Origin of the sequence: Natronomonas sp., assembly GCF_036625485.1 — an archaeon.
Taxonomy (GTDB): Archaea; Halobacteriota; Halobacteria; order Halobacteriales; family Haloarculaceae; genus Natronomonas.
Genome location: NZ_JAZKTR010000056.1, coordinates 1 through 14,486, shown reverse-complemented (window position 1 = coordinate 14,486; position 14,486 = coordinate 1). Strand labels below are relative to the sequence as shown.

Below are 14,486 nucleotides of genomic sequence, written 5' to 3'. Positions count from 1 at the left end.
GTCGTCGCCGGTGTCGTCGCCGTTCGTCACGACCGAGACATGGCGGCCGACCGGTTTGAAGTTACTCCTCGTCGGCCGTCGGGCTCTCGGCTTCCGGCCCGTTGAGCGTCGTCGTCTCGTCGTCCTCGCCGGCGACGCGCCCGCCACCGAAGGCTTCGGGGTCGGCTTCCCGGACGCGAACCCCGCGGGCGGCGAGGTGCTGAGTCCGCTGGCGGGCGAAATCCTCCTCACGCGTGCCGCGCGTCGCGAGGACGTACATCCGTGCCTTCCCGACCGGTCGCATCGTCCGACCGGCCCGCTGGGCGCCCTGTCGCCGCGAACCGCCCAGGCCCGAAGCGGCGATGGCGACTTCGGTATCCGGAAGGTCGATGCCCTCGTCGCCCACCCGCGAGACCACGATGGTGTCGAGCGACCCGGACCGGAACTCGCCGAACAGACGGCTTCGGCGGGCGTGCGGCGTCTCGCCGCTTATAAAGGGGACGTTCAGCGCCTCGGCGATGGCGTCGCCCTGGTCGATGAACTCGACGAAGATGATGGCCTTCGAGCCGCGATTAGCTCGGAGAATGGCCTGAATCTCCTGAATCTTGGCGGGATTGGTCGCCGCGAGTTGGCGCTTCTCGTGGCCCTCGCTGGAGCCGTACTCGTTGCGGTGCATCTCGGAAGCCCACGGCAGATACCGGAGTTCGACCTCGGGTTCGGCGACGTAGCCGGCCTCGAACAGCGCCTCCCAGTCGGTGCCGATGGGCGGGCCGATGAGGGTGTATATCTGCTGTTCCTTGTCGTCCTCCCGAATCGGCGTCGCCGAGAGGCCGAGGCGGTGTTTGGTCTGTAGGTCCGCACTTCGGCGACTCACTGGCGAGGGGATGTGCTGGCACTCGTCGTAGACGATGAGGCCCCACTTCCGGGAATCGAACAGCATCCGGTGGCGGTCCATCCCCGCCGTCTGGTAGGTAGCGATGGTGACCGGTCGAATCTCCTTGGAGCCACCGTGGTACTCGCCGACCTGCTCGGGCGTGAGGGTGGTGTCTTCGAGGATGCGCTCGCGCCACTGTGCGGCGAGGTCCCGGGAAGGAACCAGAATCAGCGTTTCGCCGCCGATGTCGGCCATGATGCCGAGTGCGGCGACGGTCTTGCCCGACCCCGGTGGCCCCACGAGGACGCCCGATTTGGCGTCGGCAAACCGCTGGACCCAGTCGGCCTGATACGGCCGGAGGTCGAGCGTGAGGTCGACCGGCAGGTCGTCGCCAGTTTCGAGGTCGCGGTGGTCCTGTACGGGATAGCCGGCCTCGTAGAGCGTGCGCTTGACCTCGGCGGTCCTGTCGTCGGCGACCCACGCGGTCGTATCGCCGATGCGTGCCCGCAGGACGCCGTCGGCGAGGTGCTGTTCGGCGACGTTGCCGAGCAGGTCGGCGCTCTGGGCTTCGAGGACGACGTAGCCGTCCTCGTGGGTCGCAAGCCGGAACTTGTGGGCCCGCTCCCACTGGCCTTCGACCCACTCTTCGAGGGCCTCGTATCGGCCGCCCAGCGCCGACCGAATCGTCGTTCGCAACTCCTCGTAGGTCTCGTGGGGGACGTTCCAGATGTCCTGTTCGCGCACCTCGTAGATGTAGCCCGACTCGTGGTTCGTATCCCGGAGGTGAGCGAACTGCGAGAGTCGCGCGCGGGTGAACTGGGTCGGCTGGTCGGCGATGATCTCGCGCCGCTTCGGAAAGACCGTCAGGCGTTCACGTGCGGCCGTCTCCCGGTAGTCGCTGGGGAACCAGACGACGGGGTCGCGCTCGACGTCGAGGCGGTCGAGTCGGCCGTCGTCGGCCAACTCCTGGAGGGATTCGGCGGCCGCCGCCTGCGAGCAGTCGGCGATACGGGCGACTTCGCTGGCGGTTACGACCGGACGGGCACGGTCCTCCAGCGCGTCGTAGAACGTCTCGATGTCGACCGACGGTTCGGACTCGTCGGCCGAGGCCTCCGAGGCTCGTTCGTCCTCCGTGGATTCGCTATCGGCGTCTGCGGCGGCGTCGGTGGCGGCGTCGTCAGTCACTACCCGGCCTACGTGGCGGGCGGACAAAAGCGGCCCGCGTCGGGGCGGCTACGCCGAAAGGCGTTGCCGAACCGCGGCGATGGCTTCCATCGGGTCGATGTCCTCGTCGGGGTCGGCCCGCCAGACGGAATCGCCGTTGACGTTGACCTGGAAGGTCCGTTCGCTGGAGGGGTCCAGCGAGATGGCCTCGATTTCGTCGTATTTCCGCAACCGGTCGGAGAGCACGCGCTGAGTCGTGACGGCCTCGCCGCCGAGGCGGGAAGCCGCGCAGTACTCGACGTTGATGTGTACCACACCGGACGGATATACCTCATCAAAAATAAGTCATGAAGCTGTTGGCAGAGTTTGCGAGCGGGGACGGGGAGTGGGGTAGACTTTTTCCGGTCCGGTGGGACACCTCCGGGTATGAGCGATTTCGACCTCGATTTACAGACGGCGGAAGGCGAACTCGACGAGCCGGAGGGCGGTGGCCGGGTGGTTCTCGGCGTTCTCGACGGAACAACGGACCCCATCGAATGGGTCGAACACGTCGAGAACGACGATATCCTCGTGTTGAACGTCGAGGGCGACCTGAACGAACTCGCGGCACCGTTCGCCCGTGATATCCGCGATATCGGCGGCGAACTCATGCATTTCCGTGACTTCCTCGTCGTCTCGCCGCCGGGCCGAGACATCGATACCGACCGGTTAGAATAGCTGGCCTGACGGCCCCCGTCGAGACCGCTACTGGTCGACGAGCGTCAGGTAATGGCCGTCGGGGTCCCGGATGCGGAGCCCCTCCTCGACGGACTCGCGTCGGGTCACCCGTGCGGCCACCGAGTCGGCGGCCTGCATCGGGTTCTGCGAGACGACGCCGACGTCGACGTGGACGCCGCCGCGGGCGTCCGCGAGGCCGAGATGTGGCTCCCACAGTTCGATGTCGAAGGGGCCGGTCGTCAGCCGCGTCCGCTTGCGCTCGTCGCCCTGGTCGACGATATCGAAACCGAGGTCGGTGTAGAAACTTTCGGCGGTCGGCAGGTCCTCGACTTCGAAGACCACCTCGAAGACGCCCGATAGCGTCGGCTCACTCGTTCCGGCGGGCTCGCCTCGACTCCCGATCTCGACGCAGTTGCCCTCTGGGTCGTAGAAGTACAGCGATGACATGCCACCGAAATCCACTTCCTGTAGGTCGAACTCCTCGTCGAGGCGATCCCACCACGCGTCGTAGGCGTCGGACGGACACGCCATCGCGTAGTGGGTGTGGAGGCCACCCCGGGGAACACCGTCCGGTCGGCGTAACCTGATCTCCGAGCCCCCGCCGACGTCGAGTGCGACCTCCCGGTCGGCTTCGGCGACGACCGGCGCGTCGAGATGTGTTCGGTAGAAATCGGCGACGGGGTCGGGATACTTGGCCTCCAGCGCCAACCAGCGGCAGGCTCCCAGCATGGTCCGTACGGGGGGCCGCGGGGCGATAAAGCCACGGGACGGGTGCATGGCGGCGGCCACGAAGCGGGTCGACGGATGGCGGGGGCTGCCGGCTCTCGGGGCTTTAAGCGCGTTCCGGCCCTGCATACGGATATGCCGATGAAACAGTCCGGGTCGGGAGACCTGACAGTTATCGACCGCCACGAGGCCGGCGTCGGATGGATCGCCTACCCCGACGAGACGATGCAACGGGCCTCCCACGCGGTCGAACGGGACGGCGACGTCTGGGTCATCGATCCCGTCGACGTCGAGGGACTCGACGACCTGCTCGCCGAGTACGGCGACGTAGCGGGCGTCATCGTCCTGCTCGACCGACACAAGCGGGATGCCGCCGCTATCGCGACCCGTCACGACGTCGCCGTCCACATCCCATCGTGGATGAACGGCGTCGAGGACGATATCGACGCTCCCATCGAGCGGTTCGACGACGAGATCGCCGGCTTCGAGGTCGACCGCCTCATCGATAACCCGGGGTGGCAGGAGGCGGTCCTCTTCGACGGCGAGACCCTCGTCGTTCCCGAGGCACTGGGGACGGTCGAGTACTTCACGACCTCCCGCGAGCGCGTCGGCGTCCATCCGATGCTTCGCCTGCTTCCGCCCCGCTCCCTGAAGCGATACGACCCCGAGCGACTGCTGGTCGGTCACGGCGAGGGACTCGACGAGGACGTCGCCGAGGCGATCAGGTCGGCTATCGCTGGCTCCCGGACTCGGGCACCGAAACTGTACCTGCAGAGTGCCAAGGCGTTCCTCGGGTTCTGATACGGGTCGTTGTAACGATGTACCGGTCGTCGCCAGTACGGGTCAGCGACGACCGGTGATAGCCGACAACGATTCGCTTGAAAGGCCCTGTCGACATCCTTTTTTCGCGACAGGGAATACCGCAGGTGATGGGTTCCGATGAGAGTGGCGGTCGGGCGGCGGACCGCGTGTCGGTACAGCCGATGGACGGCGGCTTCGGCCTCCGTATCGACGACCGCATCGAGCGACGCCGCTGCGAGATTCGGACGAACGACTCGGTCGAGCCGGCCCCCGCCGACGCGGACGCGTTCCGCTCGCCGGTCGATACTGCCGTTTCCGTCACTACCGACGGACTCACCTTCGACGAGGTCTCCCGAGGCTTCGTCCACGGGCCGGACGGTCCCGCCGATATCGAGTACTTTCGGACCACTTCCTTCGGGCCGGGCGAATACGTCCTCGAACTCTCGGGACCGGTCAAGATCTACGCGACGGTCCGAGGACCGATGGAGGTCGACGCACAGGTGGCCAAACTGGAGATAAGCTTCGAGCGGCCGCAGACGGTTCGTATCGGCGCCCGCTCGTATCACGAACGACCCGCGGCGACGGTAACGACGACGGACGACCCCACCGACGTGATGGCCGCCGTCTCGACGTTCGGCAGCGCGCTCAAAACGACGAGTTCGGAACGGTCGTATCCGACGCTTCGGGGCCATCCGCCGGCCATCGAACGCGGCGACGAACTGTCGGTTCCGTCGGGATTGACACCGCCGGCCGAGGACGTCCACGTCGAGGTACCCGAGCGCCTCCGGGACGTACTCGTCGTCGCACCGCTGGCGTACTACCTCGGCGCGCCGGTCAGACCCGGTCCCGAGCCACGGCTGATCGTCGACGGCCAATCATACGGTCTCGATGGTGCCGCTGGATTCGAAACCGCGGTCGAACACACCCTCAAGCGGACATTCTTCCTCGATTGTATCGTCCGGACCGCGGGTCCGCGAACGGTCCCACTCTACGAGCGACGCGTAATCGAAGACCGCCTCGACATCCCGGTATCGGACCGCTATGGCCAGTCCAACGCCGACCGGTTGACGGCCTACATGGACGTCCCCTACGAAGCCATCGCCGAGTACATCCCGACGTGGAAACTCAGCGCTCGGGTCGAACCGAAATCCGAGAGCCTCGAAACCCTCCCATTCCTCGTGAACGACCTGTCGGTCATCCGCTCGCCGTCGACCCCGACTACCACATCGACGTCACCGTCACCCTTCGAAGGCGGGCCCGACGGCACCCGCACCGACAGCCACGATACGAATTCTACGGTCCAACCCGAACAGGCTGATTCCCTCGAACAGGCGTGGGTCGGCGACGGCGCGCCGATGGGCGCGAGCAAGGCGCTCCCTGCGGCCTTTCGCAACCGCCTCGACCGGGACCGGCGGGACGGCCCCATCGAGATAGTTGTGGTCTGTAACGACGACCAGATGCTCGAAGAACGGAACGTCGTCGAGCAGGTCTACGGCTCCCGGAAGGAACTGCCGATGGACGTGACCGTCTACGAGGGGCTGAACACGCAGCGGCTCCGTCTGCTCCTGGAGTCGGATGTGGACTTCTTCCACTACATCGGCCACGTCGACGACGAGGGGCTGGAATGTCCCGACGGCAAGGTCGACGCCGCGACGCTCGACGACGTGTCGCTGGACATCTTCTTTCTGAACGCCTGCCGGTCCTACCAGCAGGGTCGTCATCTCATCGAGAACGGCGCCATCGGCGGTGTCGTCACGCTGGATGACGTCATCAACAGCGGCGCGGTCCGCATCGGAAAGACGCTGGCGAAACTACTCAACTACGGCTTCCCGCTCCGGTCGGGACTCAACATCGCTCGGGACAGGAGTATCGTCGGTTCGCAGTACCTCGTCATCGGCGACGGGAACGCCGACATCGCGCAGGTCGAACCCGGCGTGGCCCTGCTGGCAGCAGTCGACTCGACGCCCGACGGCTACGACCTGACGGTGTCGACGTACCCGACGAGCGAAGGCGGGATGGGAACCCAGTTTCGGCCCGCGATTCCCGGCGTCGACGAGGTGTATCTCTGCCCCGGCACGCTGCCGACCTTCGAGGTGACGGCCGAAGAGATACGAGAGTACTTCTCGACGTCGGTATTTCCGGTTCTGCTCGACGGGGAGTTCACGTGGTCGGACCGGGCGACCGTATCAGACGCGGAATAAAAAGTCTGCTCCGTTAGGGTCCGTGGTAGGCGCCGCCGCCGGCCGCAACGGCGCCGGCCTGTGTGAGCAACAGTAGCATCGTGAACAGCACGCCCGTCATCTTCGGGTGGTCCGCGAGGAATTCCGAAACGGTGCTCGAATCGTTCTGCTTGGTATCATTCGACATGACGGTTGGACTGAGGCGAGGGAAATTTATAAAAATTTTGTCAGTATGTATACGTAAAAAGCATCTGCTGGTGAATCAAACAGAGATTACAGGAGGACGATCGGTGGTGATAACCTCGGGAACCAGCGGCAGCGATTTCGGGTAGACGAGTACGAGGATCCGTATGAAGGTATTTGTGGGCCAGCGCCCCTAGCAGGGTCGTGGTCTATATCACGCACGGCCTGTTGACCGCCCTGCTGGAACTGGCGGCCGACCGGGACCCCGAGTCGGTAAACGTCTCCCTCGCCGCGACACCGGCCGAGGAGTTCGAGACGGACCTCCCGGCGGGGACGCCGGTATTCACCGACATGTACCTCCCCGGTACCGGCGGGTCCGTCACTGCCGTCTTCGGGATGGACCTCTCGACGCCCGATGCCGATGGGCGATTCCTCTCGCATCCCAGCGGCCATCTCGAACTGACGACGACCGACGACCTCCATCGGATCGTTCTCATCGCGGTGCCGCCCTACGAGCAAGGGGACGTCGCCGCTTTCGATCGCGCCGGTGAGGAACAACCGCTCGAGATCATCGACGCCGAACCGCCCGAGGGGCAACTCGAAACGGACGAAGACGAATCCGCTGCCGAAGATTACTCCAGATAACCCAGTTCCTGTAGCTGTTCGGTGATCTCCTCGAAATCCGCCTCGGTCAGTTGGTCGTGCTGTTGGTGTTGGATGACGATGCTCCGCAGCAGGAACCGAACGAGATCGCTGGTCGACGAGAAACTCGTTCCCTCGATGGTCTCCTCGACGCGGTCGGCCAACTCCTTCGGGATGGATACCGTCGTGTAGTCGGTCATATAGGCCGGGAGGGCGGCAGAGCGGATAGGCGTTGTCCAACGGCGGCCGGTTAGTGTCGTCCGAGTCCGCAGGTATTTACGGTGGTGTAGATGCTATCGGATCATAATGGGAGTTCGGCCACCACAGCAAAGCGACGACGACGAGCCGGAAACCGTCGCGTTCGGCATCGCGGCGTTGGACGCACACCTCGAGGAGGCGGACCTCGTGTTCCCGAAGACACAGGCGGAACTACTGGCGGAACTCGGTAACCCCGAGATACCCTACGATGCGGCGGGTGATACGATCTCCCTCGAACGCGCCCTCGAAAACACGCATCTCCAGCGATTCGAAACCCGACAGGAACTACTGAACGCCCTCCATCCCGTCTTCGAGGCCAAACGGGAGCGGGCGAGCAATACGGTCCTCGGCCGACTCCGGTCGATGCTTCCCTTCTAATCGTCGTCGAGTTCGCGCAGTCGCTCGGCGATATCCTCGAGTCGGCGGGTCTGTTCGCGGTTGACCGAGACGATGATGTCCGAGAGGACACCGAACATCAGTATCTGGAAGGATAGCAGGATCGTGAACGCCGACAACAGCGCCACGACCTCTCGCGAGATACCGTTGACGAAGTACTCGTAGCCGACGAACCCGCCGAGGCCGATCCCGAGAAGCATCCCGGCGAAGGCGACGCTCCCGAAGTAGAATATCGGGTTGTTCGTCCGCGCGAGCGTATAGAGGGTCAGGATGATTCGGCCACCGTCCTTCAGCGGATGGAGGTTCGTCTCCGAGCCGCCGGGTCGGGCCAGATAGCTGATCGGGACGACTTCGGTCTCGACGCCCTGACGGACGCATTCGACGGCCAGTTCGGTCTCGATGCCGAAGCCGTCGGCGTTTAGCTGGAACCGCTGGAAGGATTCCCGACTGAAGGCCCGATATCCCGAAAGGATGTCCTGCAGGTCCCGGCCGTGAATCACGGAGAACAGCCGGTTAATAAGCCGATTCCCGACCTGATTGAGTCGGGTCATCGCGCCCGCTTCCATGTCCGCAAAGCGGTCGCCGATGACGTGGTCGGCCCGTCCCTCGAAGAGAGGGTCCAACATCTGGTCGGCGTCCTCCGGCCGATAGGTTCCGTCGCCGTCCGCCATCAGGACGTAGGGCTGGTCGATCGAGCCGACCCCTTCGCGAACGGCCTGTCCCTTCCCGCTGCCCGATTGGGTGAGGACCTCGGCGCCGTGGTCGCGTGCGATCGAGCGGGTGTCGTCTTCGGAGTCACCGTCGACGACGAGGACGTGTTCGAACCCGGCCTCACGGAAGCCGTCGACGACGTCGCCGATGGTCTCGGCCTCGTTCAGCGTCGGGAGGAGGACACACACGTCGTCGCGGGTAGGCATCGCCTGACCGTGGGAGACCAAGCATTAAAAAGCCCCAGTTTCCGTCGGAAGCAGACCATTCGCCGTGGGGCGTCGGGTTCGCGGCGCGATACCCAATGGAAAAGGCTTATGCGCGTTTTGCCAGTGTGTCAGAGCAATGAGTAAGCGGTGGGACCAACTCGAGGAACGACTCGACGAATACGAGTCCCAAATCGACACGGTATACCAACTGTACCACCTCCCCGTTCTCGCAGCCCTCATGGTCTTTATGCTGTGGGTACGGGCGCGCCACTACACCCGCCACATCGGCCCGGACGGCCAGCCGCTCTACCGCGGCAACGACCCCTACTACCACTACCGGACGACCAACTACGTCATCGAGAACTTCCCGTTCAACATGCCGTTCGACCCGTGGACCGGCTTCGATACCGGCCAACAGGTCGGTCAGTTCGGGACGTTGTTCGATCAGGTCGTCGCGACGGTCGCCCTCGTCGTCGGCCTCGGCTCGCCCGACCAATCGACCATCGTCACGACCACCCTCCTCGCGGCGCCGGTCATCGGCACCCTCTGTGCCATCCCGGTGTACTTCATCGGCAAGCGACTGGGCGGTCGATTCGGTGGCCTCATCGCCGTCCTCGTTCTCGCGCTCACGCCAGGAGGGTTCCTCTCGCGAAGCGTCGCTGGCTTCTACGACCACAGCGTCGCCGAGGCGCTCGCTGCCTTCGTCGTCCTCTGGACCGGGATGGTCATGGTGACCGTCGCCCAGCGTGAAAAGCCCATCTACGAGTTCATCGAAACCCGGGAGTTCGACCTCCTGAAGGAGCCACTGAAGTGGGGCGTTGCACTGGGCGTCGCAATCGTCGTGGCGGTCCTCGTCTGGCCGCCGGCGATGTTCCTCTTCGGCATCTTCGGTGTCTTCCTGTTCGTCCACCTTTCGGTCGAGTTCGTCCGCGGCTACAGCCCCGACCACGTCGCCATCCCGACGGCGGTCGCCATGCTCGTCGCGGCGGTGCTGCTGGTTCCCTTCATCGAGGTGTCCGGATTCAACACGACCAGCATCTCGCTGGCCCAACCGCTGCTCGCCTTCCTCGTCGCCCTCGGGACCGTCTTCATGGCCGGCGTCGCCCGATTCTGGGACCGCCTCGACGACGTACCTCGAATCGCGTATCCCGCCGGCATCCTCGGGGTCGGCCTCGTCATCGTCGGCATCGTGGCCGTCGCGCTGCCGGACGTCTTCGACTTCTTCACCACGCAGGTCGCCCGCGTCGCGGGCCTCGGATCGACCGACACCGCCGCGACCGTCGGCGAGGCACAGGCCGTCGACAACCCCGGACAGTTCTTCTACGGGAGTTACGGCCTCGGCTTCTTCACCGCCCTCGCTGGCTTCGTCCTGCTCGCCTACAAGGGACTCGCCACCGAGCGCCCTCGCGGAGAACAGCTGTTCATCCTCGTGTTCGCGGTGATGATGCTGCTGTTCACGCTGACCCAGAACCGCTTCGACTACTACTTCGTGGCGGCGGTCGGCGCCGGCAACGCCTTCCTCGTCGGCTGGATCTACCAGTTCGTCGACCTCGATGACGTTCGACGCGACATCACGAACGTCAAACCGTATCAGATCCTCATCGTCCTCGCCATCCTCTTCGTCGTCGCGGGGCCGCTGGTCGCGACCGGCGCGACGGTCAGCGCGGCGGACCGTTCCTCCCAGCCCGGCGAAATGCAGCAGTGGGCGGATAGCCTCGATTGGATGGACGAGAACACGCCCGAACCCGGTGCCTACGGTAGCGGTGCGGAGGACACCCGTCTCGAGTACTACGGTACCTACGAACCGACGTCTGACTTCGAGTATCAGGACGGTGAATACGGCGTCCTCGCATGGTGGGACTACGGCCACTACATAACCACCCGCGGCGAGCGGGTCCCGGTCGCCAACCCGTTCCAGCAACACGCGACCGAATCCGCCGACTTCCTGCTCGCGGACAACGAGACGGAAGCCGTCAACATCCTCGAGGAGGACAGCAGCGAGGGCGAGGGCGTCCGGTACGTCATGGTCGACTACCAGCTCGGCTTCGCCGGCACGACCAAGTACAACGCGCCGACCGCCTTCGAGGACGAACACAACGTCAGTTCGAGCGACGTCGGCGTGACGGTCGTCAACCCACAGACCGGCCGGCCGCTATACGGAGCCGAAACCCAGCGTGGGTTCGAGAGCATGCGCGTGCGGCTCTATCAACACCACGGTAGCGCACAGGAACCCTCGCGGTTCGTCATGAACTTCGGCGAGTACTATCCCGAGGACGGCGTTGCCACACCGGTCGAACGGGGCCAACAGCCCATCGAGCGGTACAATACCTCCGAGGAGGCCCGTCAGGCGGCCCAAGAGGACCCCACCGCCATCCACGGCGGTATCCTCGGCCAGCCGAGCGAGCGCGTCGAAGCGCTCGAGCACTTCCGGCTGGTCCACGCCAGCGAGAACGGCGCCAGAGCGCCCTTCTTCCGAGCATACGGCCAGCCCGCACGACAGCACTCCTACGTCAAGACGTTCGAGCGCGTCGAGGGTGCGAAAATAGAGGGGACCGGGCCGCCGAACACCGAGGTGCAGGCCAGCGTCGAGATGCGTATCGAATCGACCGGCGAAACGTTCGTCTACAACCAGTTCGCCCAGACGGACGACGAAGGGAACTGGGAGATGGTCGTGCCCTACTCGACGACGGGTTACGACGAGTACGGAACCGAGGCCGGCTACACGGACGTGAACGTCCGTGCCAACAGCTCATACGAGTTCCTCGCGGTCGAAAGCGAGGACGACAGCCCCGTCGGGACGCCGTGGAGCGCGCCCGCCGAGGTGACCGAGGGACAGGTCCTCGGCGAGAACGACACCGCCGTGGAGGTCGAACTCGAGGAGGGCCGCGCGCCATCGAGCGCCCAGCAGAGCGGCGATAGCCAGAACTCGACGGAGTAACTCGAAGCCACATGGACGGACCCACCGGCGCCCGCGCGTGGCTGACGGTTTACCTGAAGGGCGCCTGTATGGGCGCTGCCGACACAGTCCCCGGCGTCTCCGGTGGGACCATCGCCGTCATCGTCGGCGTCTACGAGCGACTCATCACCGCCCTCACCTCGTTCGACCCGAGCGTCCTCGGCGATCTGGCTCGGGTTCATACCGCCTCTGGCCGGGCCGCCCTCTCCGAAGAACTGGTCCGGATGGACGTTCCCTTCCTGCTCGTTCTCGGCGCGGGTGTCCTCTCGGCGGCCGCGACCATCGCCACGGCGATGCACACCGCCGTCGTCGAGTATCCGGCCCCGACCTACGCCTTCTTCTTCGGACTCATCGCCGCCTCGGCGGTGGTCCTGTATCGATACGTCGACGCGGCGACACCACGGCGTGGCGTCGTCGCCGTCGTCGGATTCGTGATCGCGTTCATCGTGACCGACCCTGCGCTCGACGGCGCGACGGGGTCGTCGCTACCTATGCTGTTCGTCGCCGGTGCTATCGCTATCTCTGCGATGGTCCTGCCGGGTATCTCGGGGGCCTTTCTCCTGCTCGTCTTGGGCCAGTACGAGTACGTCAGCGGACTTCCGCGGAGCGCGTTCGAAGGTGTCGTCGCCGCGGTTGGCGGGGACCCCGGACCGCTTCTGGCGACGCTGGCGCCGCTCGCGGCATTCCTCGGCGGCGCGCTCGTCGGCGTCTTCTCGGTGGCCTACGCGGTTCGGGCGGCGCTGGACCGGTATCGGGAAGCGACGCTCACGTTCCTCGTTAGCCTGATGGTCGGCGCACTCCGGTTGCCCGCGACGGAGGTCCTCACGAACGCCGACGGCCTGTCGGCGACCACGGCACTGGTCGTCGTCGCGCCGCTCGTCGTCGGCGCGGCCGCCGTCTTCGCGCTGGATGCCTACACGGACGACCTCGAATACTGATGGGCGAGCCACCGCGTTGAAATCGCTTGCGGCCGAACGACGGGTATGGACGGCTATCCGACGATGACGACGCTGGCGCTTTTCGCCGTCGTCTTCCTCGTGCAGGTCTCCGGAAGCGCGGTCGGCCTCGGTGCGGCCGCCTTCGCGCTCGCACTCCCCCTCGACCACCACCCGTGGACGCTCGTCGTCAGCGTCTACGCCCACGGGAACGCCAGCCATCTGGCGGCGAATACCATCGCCCTGGCCATCGTCGGTCCCGCGGTTTCGTACCTCTCGACGCCGTTCCGCTATCACGCTTTCTTCGTCCTCTCGGGAATGGTGGCGGGAATCGCGCAGGTCATCGCGATGGCGCCGTTCGGCGGCGGGTCGGTCATCGGCGCCAGCGGCGCCATCTTCGGTCTGTTCGGCTACCTGCTGGTCGGTAATCCCGCCTCGAATTACCTGCTGTCGTGGGTTTCGCTCGGGTTTCGTGGGTCGCTTGTCGTGGTCGGGATACTGGGCGGACTCGTCACTCTCACGACCGCCTCGCCCGGCGTCGCGCTCGTCGCTCACTTCATGGGATTCCTCGTCGGCGCGCTCGCAGGACGGTACCGGTTGCTGCACGCCAGCGACCCTGCAAAAGAACGGTCCCGTACGGACGCCGTGTAGGCCCAATTACACGCGGACGATGTCCTCGTCGGCGGGGTAGTCGGTACAGAATTCGGCGACCAGTTCGTCGAGTACGTCGGGGTCGTCGGCGGGAAGGGGTTCCTCGGCCGTTCGACACGGCCCGTCGATGCCGAGGCGGCCACAGACCGCATCCGCGACGGCCTCGGCCATCAGTCGGTAGGTCGTGAGTTTGCCGCCGGTAACCGTCGTCATGCCGGGGCGGCCGTCGTCGGCGCCCTCGAAGACCTGGAACCCCCGGGAGGCATCGCGGCCGCGCCCCTCGCCGCCACCGTACAGCGGCCGGACGCCCCAGTAGACGCGGTCGATATCGGCCTCGGCGACCGCCGGCAGCATGGCGGCGCCCTCTTGAAGCATCGCCTCGACGGCCTCGGCTGATTCGTCGCCGTCGTCGGCGGGCGGAGCGTCGGGGTCCTCGACCGGCGTGCTCGTCGTCCCGAGAATAACCCCCTCCTCGTGCGGGACGGCGATATCGCCGTCCGAGGGCGGCCGACAGCGGTTGATGACGGGGTCGACAGTGGGCCGGTCGACGGCGACCATGACGCCCTTGGTCGGTGCCATCTCGATGTCGAGTCCCGCGAGCGCGGCGACCTCGCCGGCCCATGCGCCGGCGGCGTTGACGACGTGGTTGGCCGCGACGAACTCGCCGTCGGCCTCGACGCCGACGACTCGCCCGTCATCGACGCGAACGCCTTCGATGGGCGTTTCGGTCCGGATCGTCGCACTGTGCTGTCGGGCGCTTTCGGCAGTCGCGGCGACGAGCCGCGAGGGATAGACGACGCCGTCGGGAACTTCGAAGGCGCGCTGGACATCCTCCGCGAGGTCGGGCACGCGGTCGCAGGCCTCGCTCGCGGAGTGTTCAGTAGCGGGGACATCGAGGTCATGGCAGGCCGATAGTCGGGCCTCGAAGTGGTCGGGGTCGTCATCGGGCAACTGTACGAAGAGCCCGCCACTCGTCTCGACCGCCGCGCCAGCGATGTCTCGAAGGATGCGATTCTCCTGAATACAGTGGGCCGCACCCTCCGGGTCGGCGGTTGCATAGCGCGCGCCGCTGTGCAGGAGGCCATGAGACCGGCCGGTCGTCCCGGA

The 14,486-nt window shown here is 65.7% G+C and carries 15 protein-coding genes; 8 read left to right on the top strand and 7 right to left on the bottom strand.

Annotated elements, in window-relative coordinates:
- Positions 1-61 precede the first annotated feature (61 nt).
- Together V5A53_RS07480 and V5A53_RS07475 are read right to left on the bottom strand one after the other, a co-directional pair.
- Positions 62-2,038: a DEAD/DEAH box helicase gene (locus tag V5A53_RS07480; RefSeq protein ID WP_442928579.1), complete on the bottom strand. Its 1,977-nt coding sequence runs from the start codon at positions 2,036-2,038 to the stop codon at positions 62-64.
- A gap of 48 nt (positions 2,039-2,086) precedes the next feature.
- Positions 2,087-2,332: an Rdx family protein gene (locus V5A53_RS07475; protein WP_332312964.1), complete on the bottom strand. Its 246-nt coding sequence runs from the start codon at positions 2,330-2,332 to the stop codon at positions 2,087-2,089.
- Positions 2,333-2,443: 111 nt separating this feature from the next.
- Here V5A53_RS07475 and V5A53_RS07470 point away from each other — a divergent pair, with 111 nt between their 5' ends.
- Complete coding sequence (locus V5A53_RS07470) at positions 2,444-2,734, top strand: DUF5779 family protein (protein ID WP_332312963.1); 291 nt, start codon at positions 2,444-2,446, stop codon at positions 2,732-2,734.
- A gap of 27 nt (positions 2,735-2,761) precedes the next feature.
- Here the strand turns inward: V5A53_RS07470 and V5A53_RS07465 are convergent, their stop codons facing one another.
- Positions 2,762-3,463, bottom strand: a complete 702-nt coding sequence (locus tag V5A53_RS07465; RefSeq protein ID WP_332312962.1) for a VOC family protein — start codon at positions 3,461-3,463, stop codon at positions 2,762-2,764.
- Between the two features lie 132 nt (positions 3,464-3,595).
- On the opposite strand from V5A53_RS07465, the gene V5A53_RS07460 reads away from it, so the two are divergent.
- Complete coding sequence (locus V5A53_RS07460; protein WP_332312961.1) at positions 3,596-4,261, top strand: hypothetical protein; 666 nt, start codon at positions 3,596-3,598, stop codon at positions 4,259-4,261.
- Positions 4,262-4,389: 128 nt separating this feature from the next.
- Positions 4,390-6,462, top strand: coding sequence for a hypothetical protein (locus V5A53_RS07455; RefSeq protein ID WP_332312960.1), 2,073 nt, complete (start codon positions 4,390-4,392; stop codon positions 6,460-6,462).
- Between the two features lie 13 nt (positions 6,463-6,475).
- Here the strand turns inward: V5A53_RS07455 and V5A53_RS07450 are convergent, their stop codons facing one another.
- Entirely contained in the window at positions 6,476-6,628 is a 153-nt protein-coding gene (locus tag V5A53_RS07450; RefSeq protein WP_332312959.1) for a DUF7503 family protein, read from the bottom strand.
- 200 nt (positions 6,629-6,828) lie between these two features.
- On the opposite strand from V5A53_RS07450, the gene V5A53_RS07445 reads away from it, so the two are divergent.
- Positions 6,829-7,269 carry a hypothetical protein gene (locus V5A53_RS07445; protein WP_332312958.1) on the top strand — a complete coding sequence of 147 codons (441 nt, stop codon included), beginning with the start codon at positions 6,829-6,831 and terminating at the stop codon, positions 7,267-7,269.
- Here V5A53_RS07445 and V5A53_RS07440 read toward each other — a convergent pair.
- Positions 7,257-7,466 carry a ribbon-helix-helix domain-containing protein gene (locus V5A53_RS07440; protein WP_332312957.1) on the bottom strand — a complete coding sequence of 70 codons (210 nt, stop codon included), beginning with the start codon at positions 7,464-7,466 and terminating at the stop codon, positions 7,257-7,259. The two genes, V5A53_RS07445 and V5A53_RS07440, sit on opposite strands and share 13 nt — an antisense overlap.
- 106 nt (positions 7,467-7,572) lie before the next feature.
- On the opposite strand from V5A53_RS07440, the gene V5A53_RS07435 reads away from it, so the two are divergent.
- Positions 7,573-7,902, top strand: a complete 330-nt coding sequence (locus tag V5A53_RS07435) for a hypothetical protein (RefSeq protein WP_332312956.1) — start codon at positions 7,573-7,575, stop codon at positions 7,900-7,902.
- Here the strand turns inward: V5A53_RS07435 and aglJ are convergent.
- The gene (aglJ, locus tag V5A53_RS07430) at positions 7,899-8,837 is read right to left on the bottom strand and encodes an S-layer glycoprotein N-glycosyltransferase AglJ (protein ID WP_332312955.1); all 939 of its coding nucleotides are present in this window, start codon (positions 8,835-8,837) and stop codon (positions 7,899-7,901) included. The two genes, V5A53_RS07435 and aglJ, sit on opposite strands and share 4 nt — an antisense overlap.
- A 136-nt stretch (positions 8,838-8,973) precedes the next feature.
- Between aglJ and V5A53_RS07425 the strand changes: the two genes are divergently transcribed.
- The 3 genes from V5A53_RS07425 to V5A53_RS07415 are packed head-to-tail and all read left to right on the top strand — an operon-like array spanning position 8,974 to position 13,379.
- A complete protein-coding gene (locus V5A53_RS07425) occupies positions 8,974-11,775 on the top strand; it encodes an oligosaccharyl transferase, archaeosortase A system-associated (protein WP_332312954.1) in 2,802 nt (933 codons plus the stop codon).
- A gap of 11 nt (positions 11,776-11,786) precedes the next feature.
- Positions 11,787-12,731, top strand: a complete 945-nt coding sequence (locus V5A53_RS07420; RefSeq protein WP_332312953.1) for a DUF368 domain-containing protein — start codon at positions 11,787-11,789, stop codon at positions 12,729-12,731.
- A 45-nt stretch (positions 12,732-12,776) separates the two neighbouring features.
- Positions 12,777-13,379, top strand: a complete 603-nt coding sequence (locus V5A53_RS07415) for a rhomboid family intramembrane serine protease (RefSeq protein WP_332312952.1) — start codon at positions 12,777-12,779, stop codon at positions 13,377-13,379.
- 6 nt (positions 13,380-13,385) lie between these two features.
- Here the strand turns inward: V5A53_RS07415 and V5A53_RS07410 are convergent.
- Positions 13,386-14,486: FAD-dependent oxidoreductase (locus V5A53_RS07410; protein WP_332312951.1), on the bottom strand; the 1,101-nt coding region annotated here is incomplete at its 5' end.

What these genes read in the sequence shown, in the direction of transcription:
- V5A53_RS07470 (WP_332312963.1), top strand. Translation starts at nt 2,444, where the DNA reads ATGAGCGATTTCGACCTCGATTTACAGACGGCGGAAGGCGAACTCGAC.
- V5A53_RS07465 (WP_332312962.1), bottom strand. Translation starts at nt 3,463, where the DNA reads ATGCTGGGAGCCTGCCGCTGGTTGGCGCTGGAGGCCAAGTATCCCGAC.
- V5A53_RS07460 (WP_332312961.1), top strand. Translation starts at nt 3,596, where the DNA reads ATGCCGATGAAACAGTCCGGGTCGGGAGACCTGACAGTTATCGACCGC.
- V5A53_RS07455 (WP_332312960.1), top strand. Translation starts at nt 4,390, where the DNA reads ATGGGTTCCGATGAGAGTGGCGGTCGGGCGGCGGACCGCGTGTCGGTA.
- V5A53_RS07450 (WP_332312959.1), bottom strand. Translation starts at nt 6,628, where the DNA reads ATGTCGAATGATACCAAGCAGAACGATTCGAGCACCGTTTCGGAATTC.
- V5A53_RS07440 (WP_332312957.1), bottom strand. Translation starts at nt 7,466, where the DNA reads ATGACCGACTACACGACGGTATCCATCCCGAAGGAGTTGGCCGACCGC.
- V5A53_RS07435 (WP_332312956.1), top strand. Translation starts at nt 7,573, where the DNA reads ATGGGAGTTCGGCCACCACAGCAAAGCGACGACGACGAGCCGGAAACC.
- aglJ (WP_332312955.1), bottom strand. Translation starts at nt 8,837, where the DNA reads ATGCCTACCCGCGACGACGTGTGTGTCCTCCTCCCGACGCTGAACGAG.
- V5A53_RS07425 (WP_332312954.1), top strand. Translation starts at nt 8,974, where the DNA reads ATGAGTAAGCGGTGGGACCAACTCGAGGAACGACTCGACGAATACGAG.
- V5A53_RS07420 (WP_332312953.1), top strand. Translation starts at nt 11,787, where the DNA reads ATGGACGGACCCACCGGCGCCCGCGCGTGGCTGACGGTTTACCTGAAG.
- V5A53_RS07415 (WP_332312952.1), top strand. Translation starts at nt 12,777, where the DNA reads ATGGACGGCTATCCGACGATGACGACGCTGGCGCTTTTCGCCGTCGTC.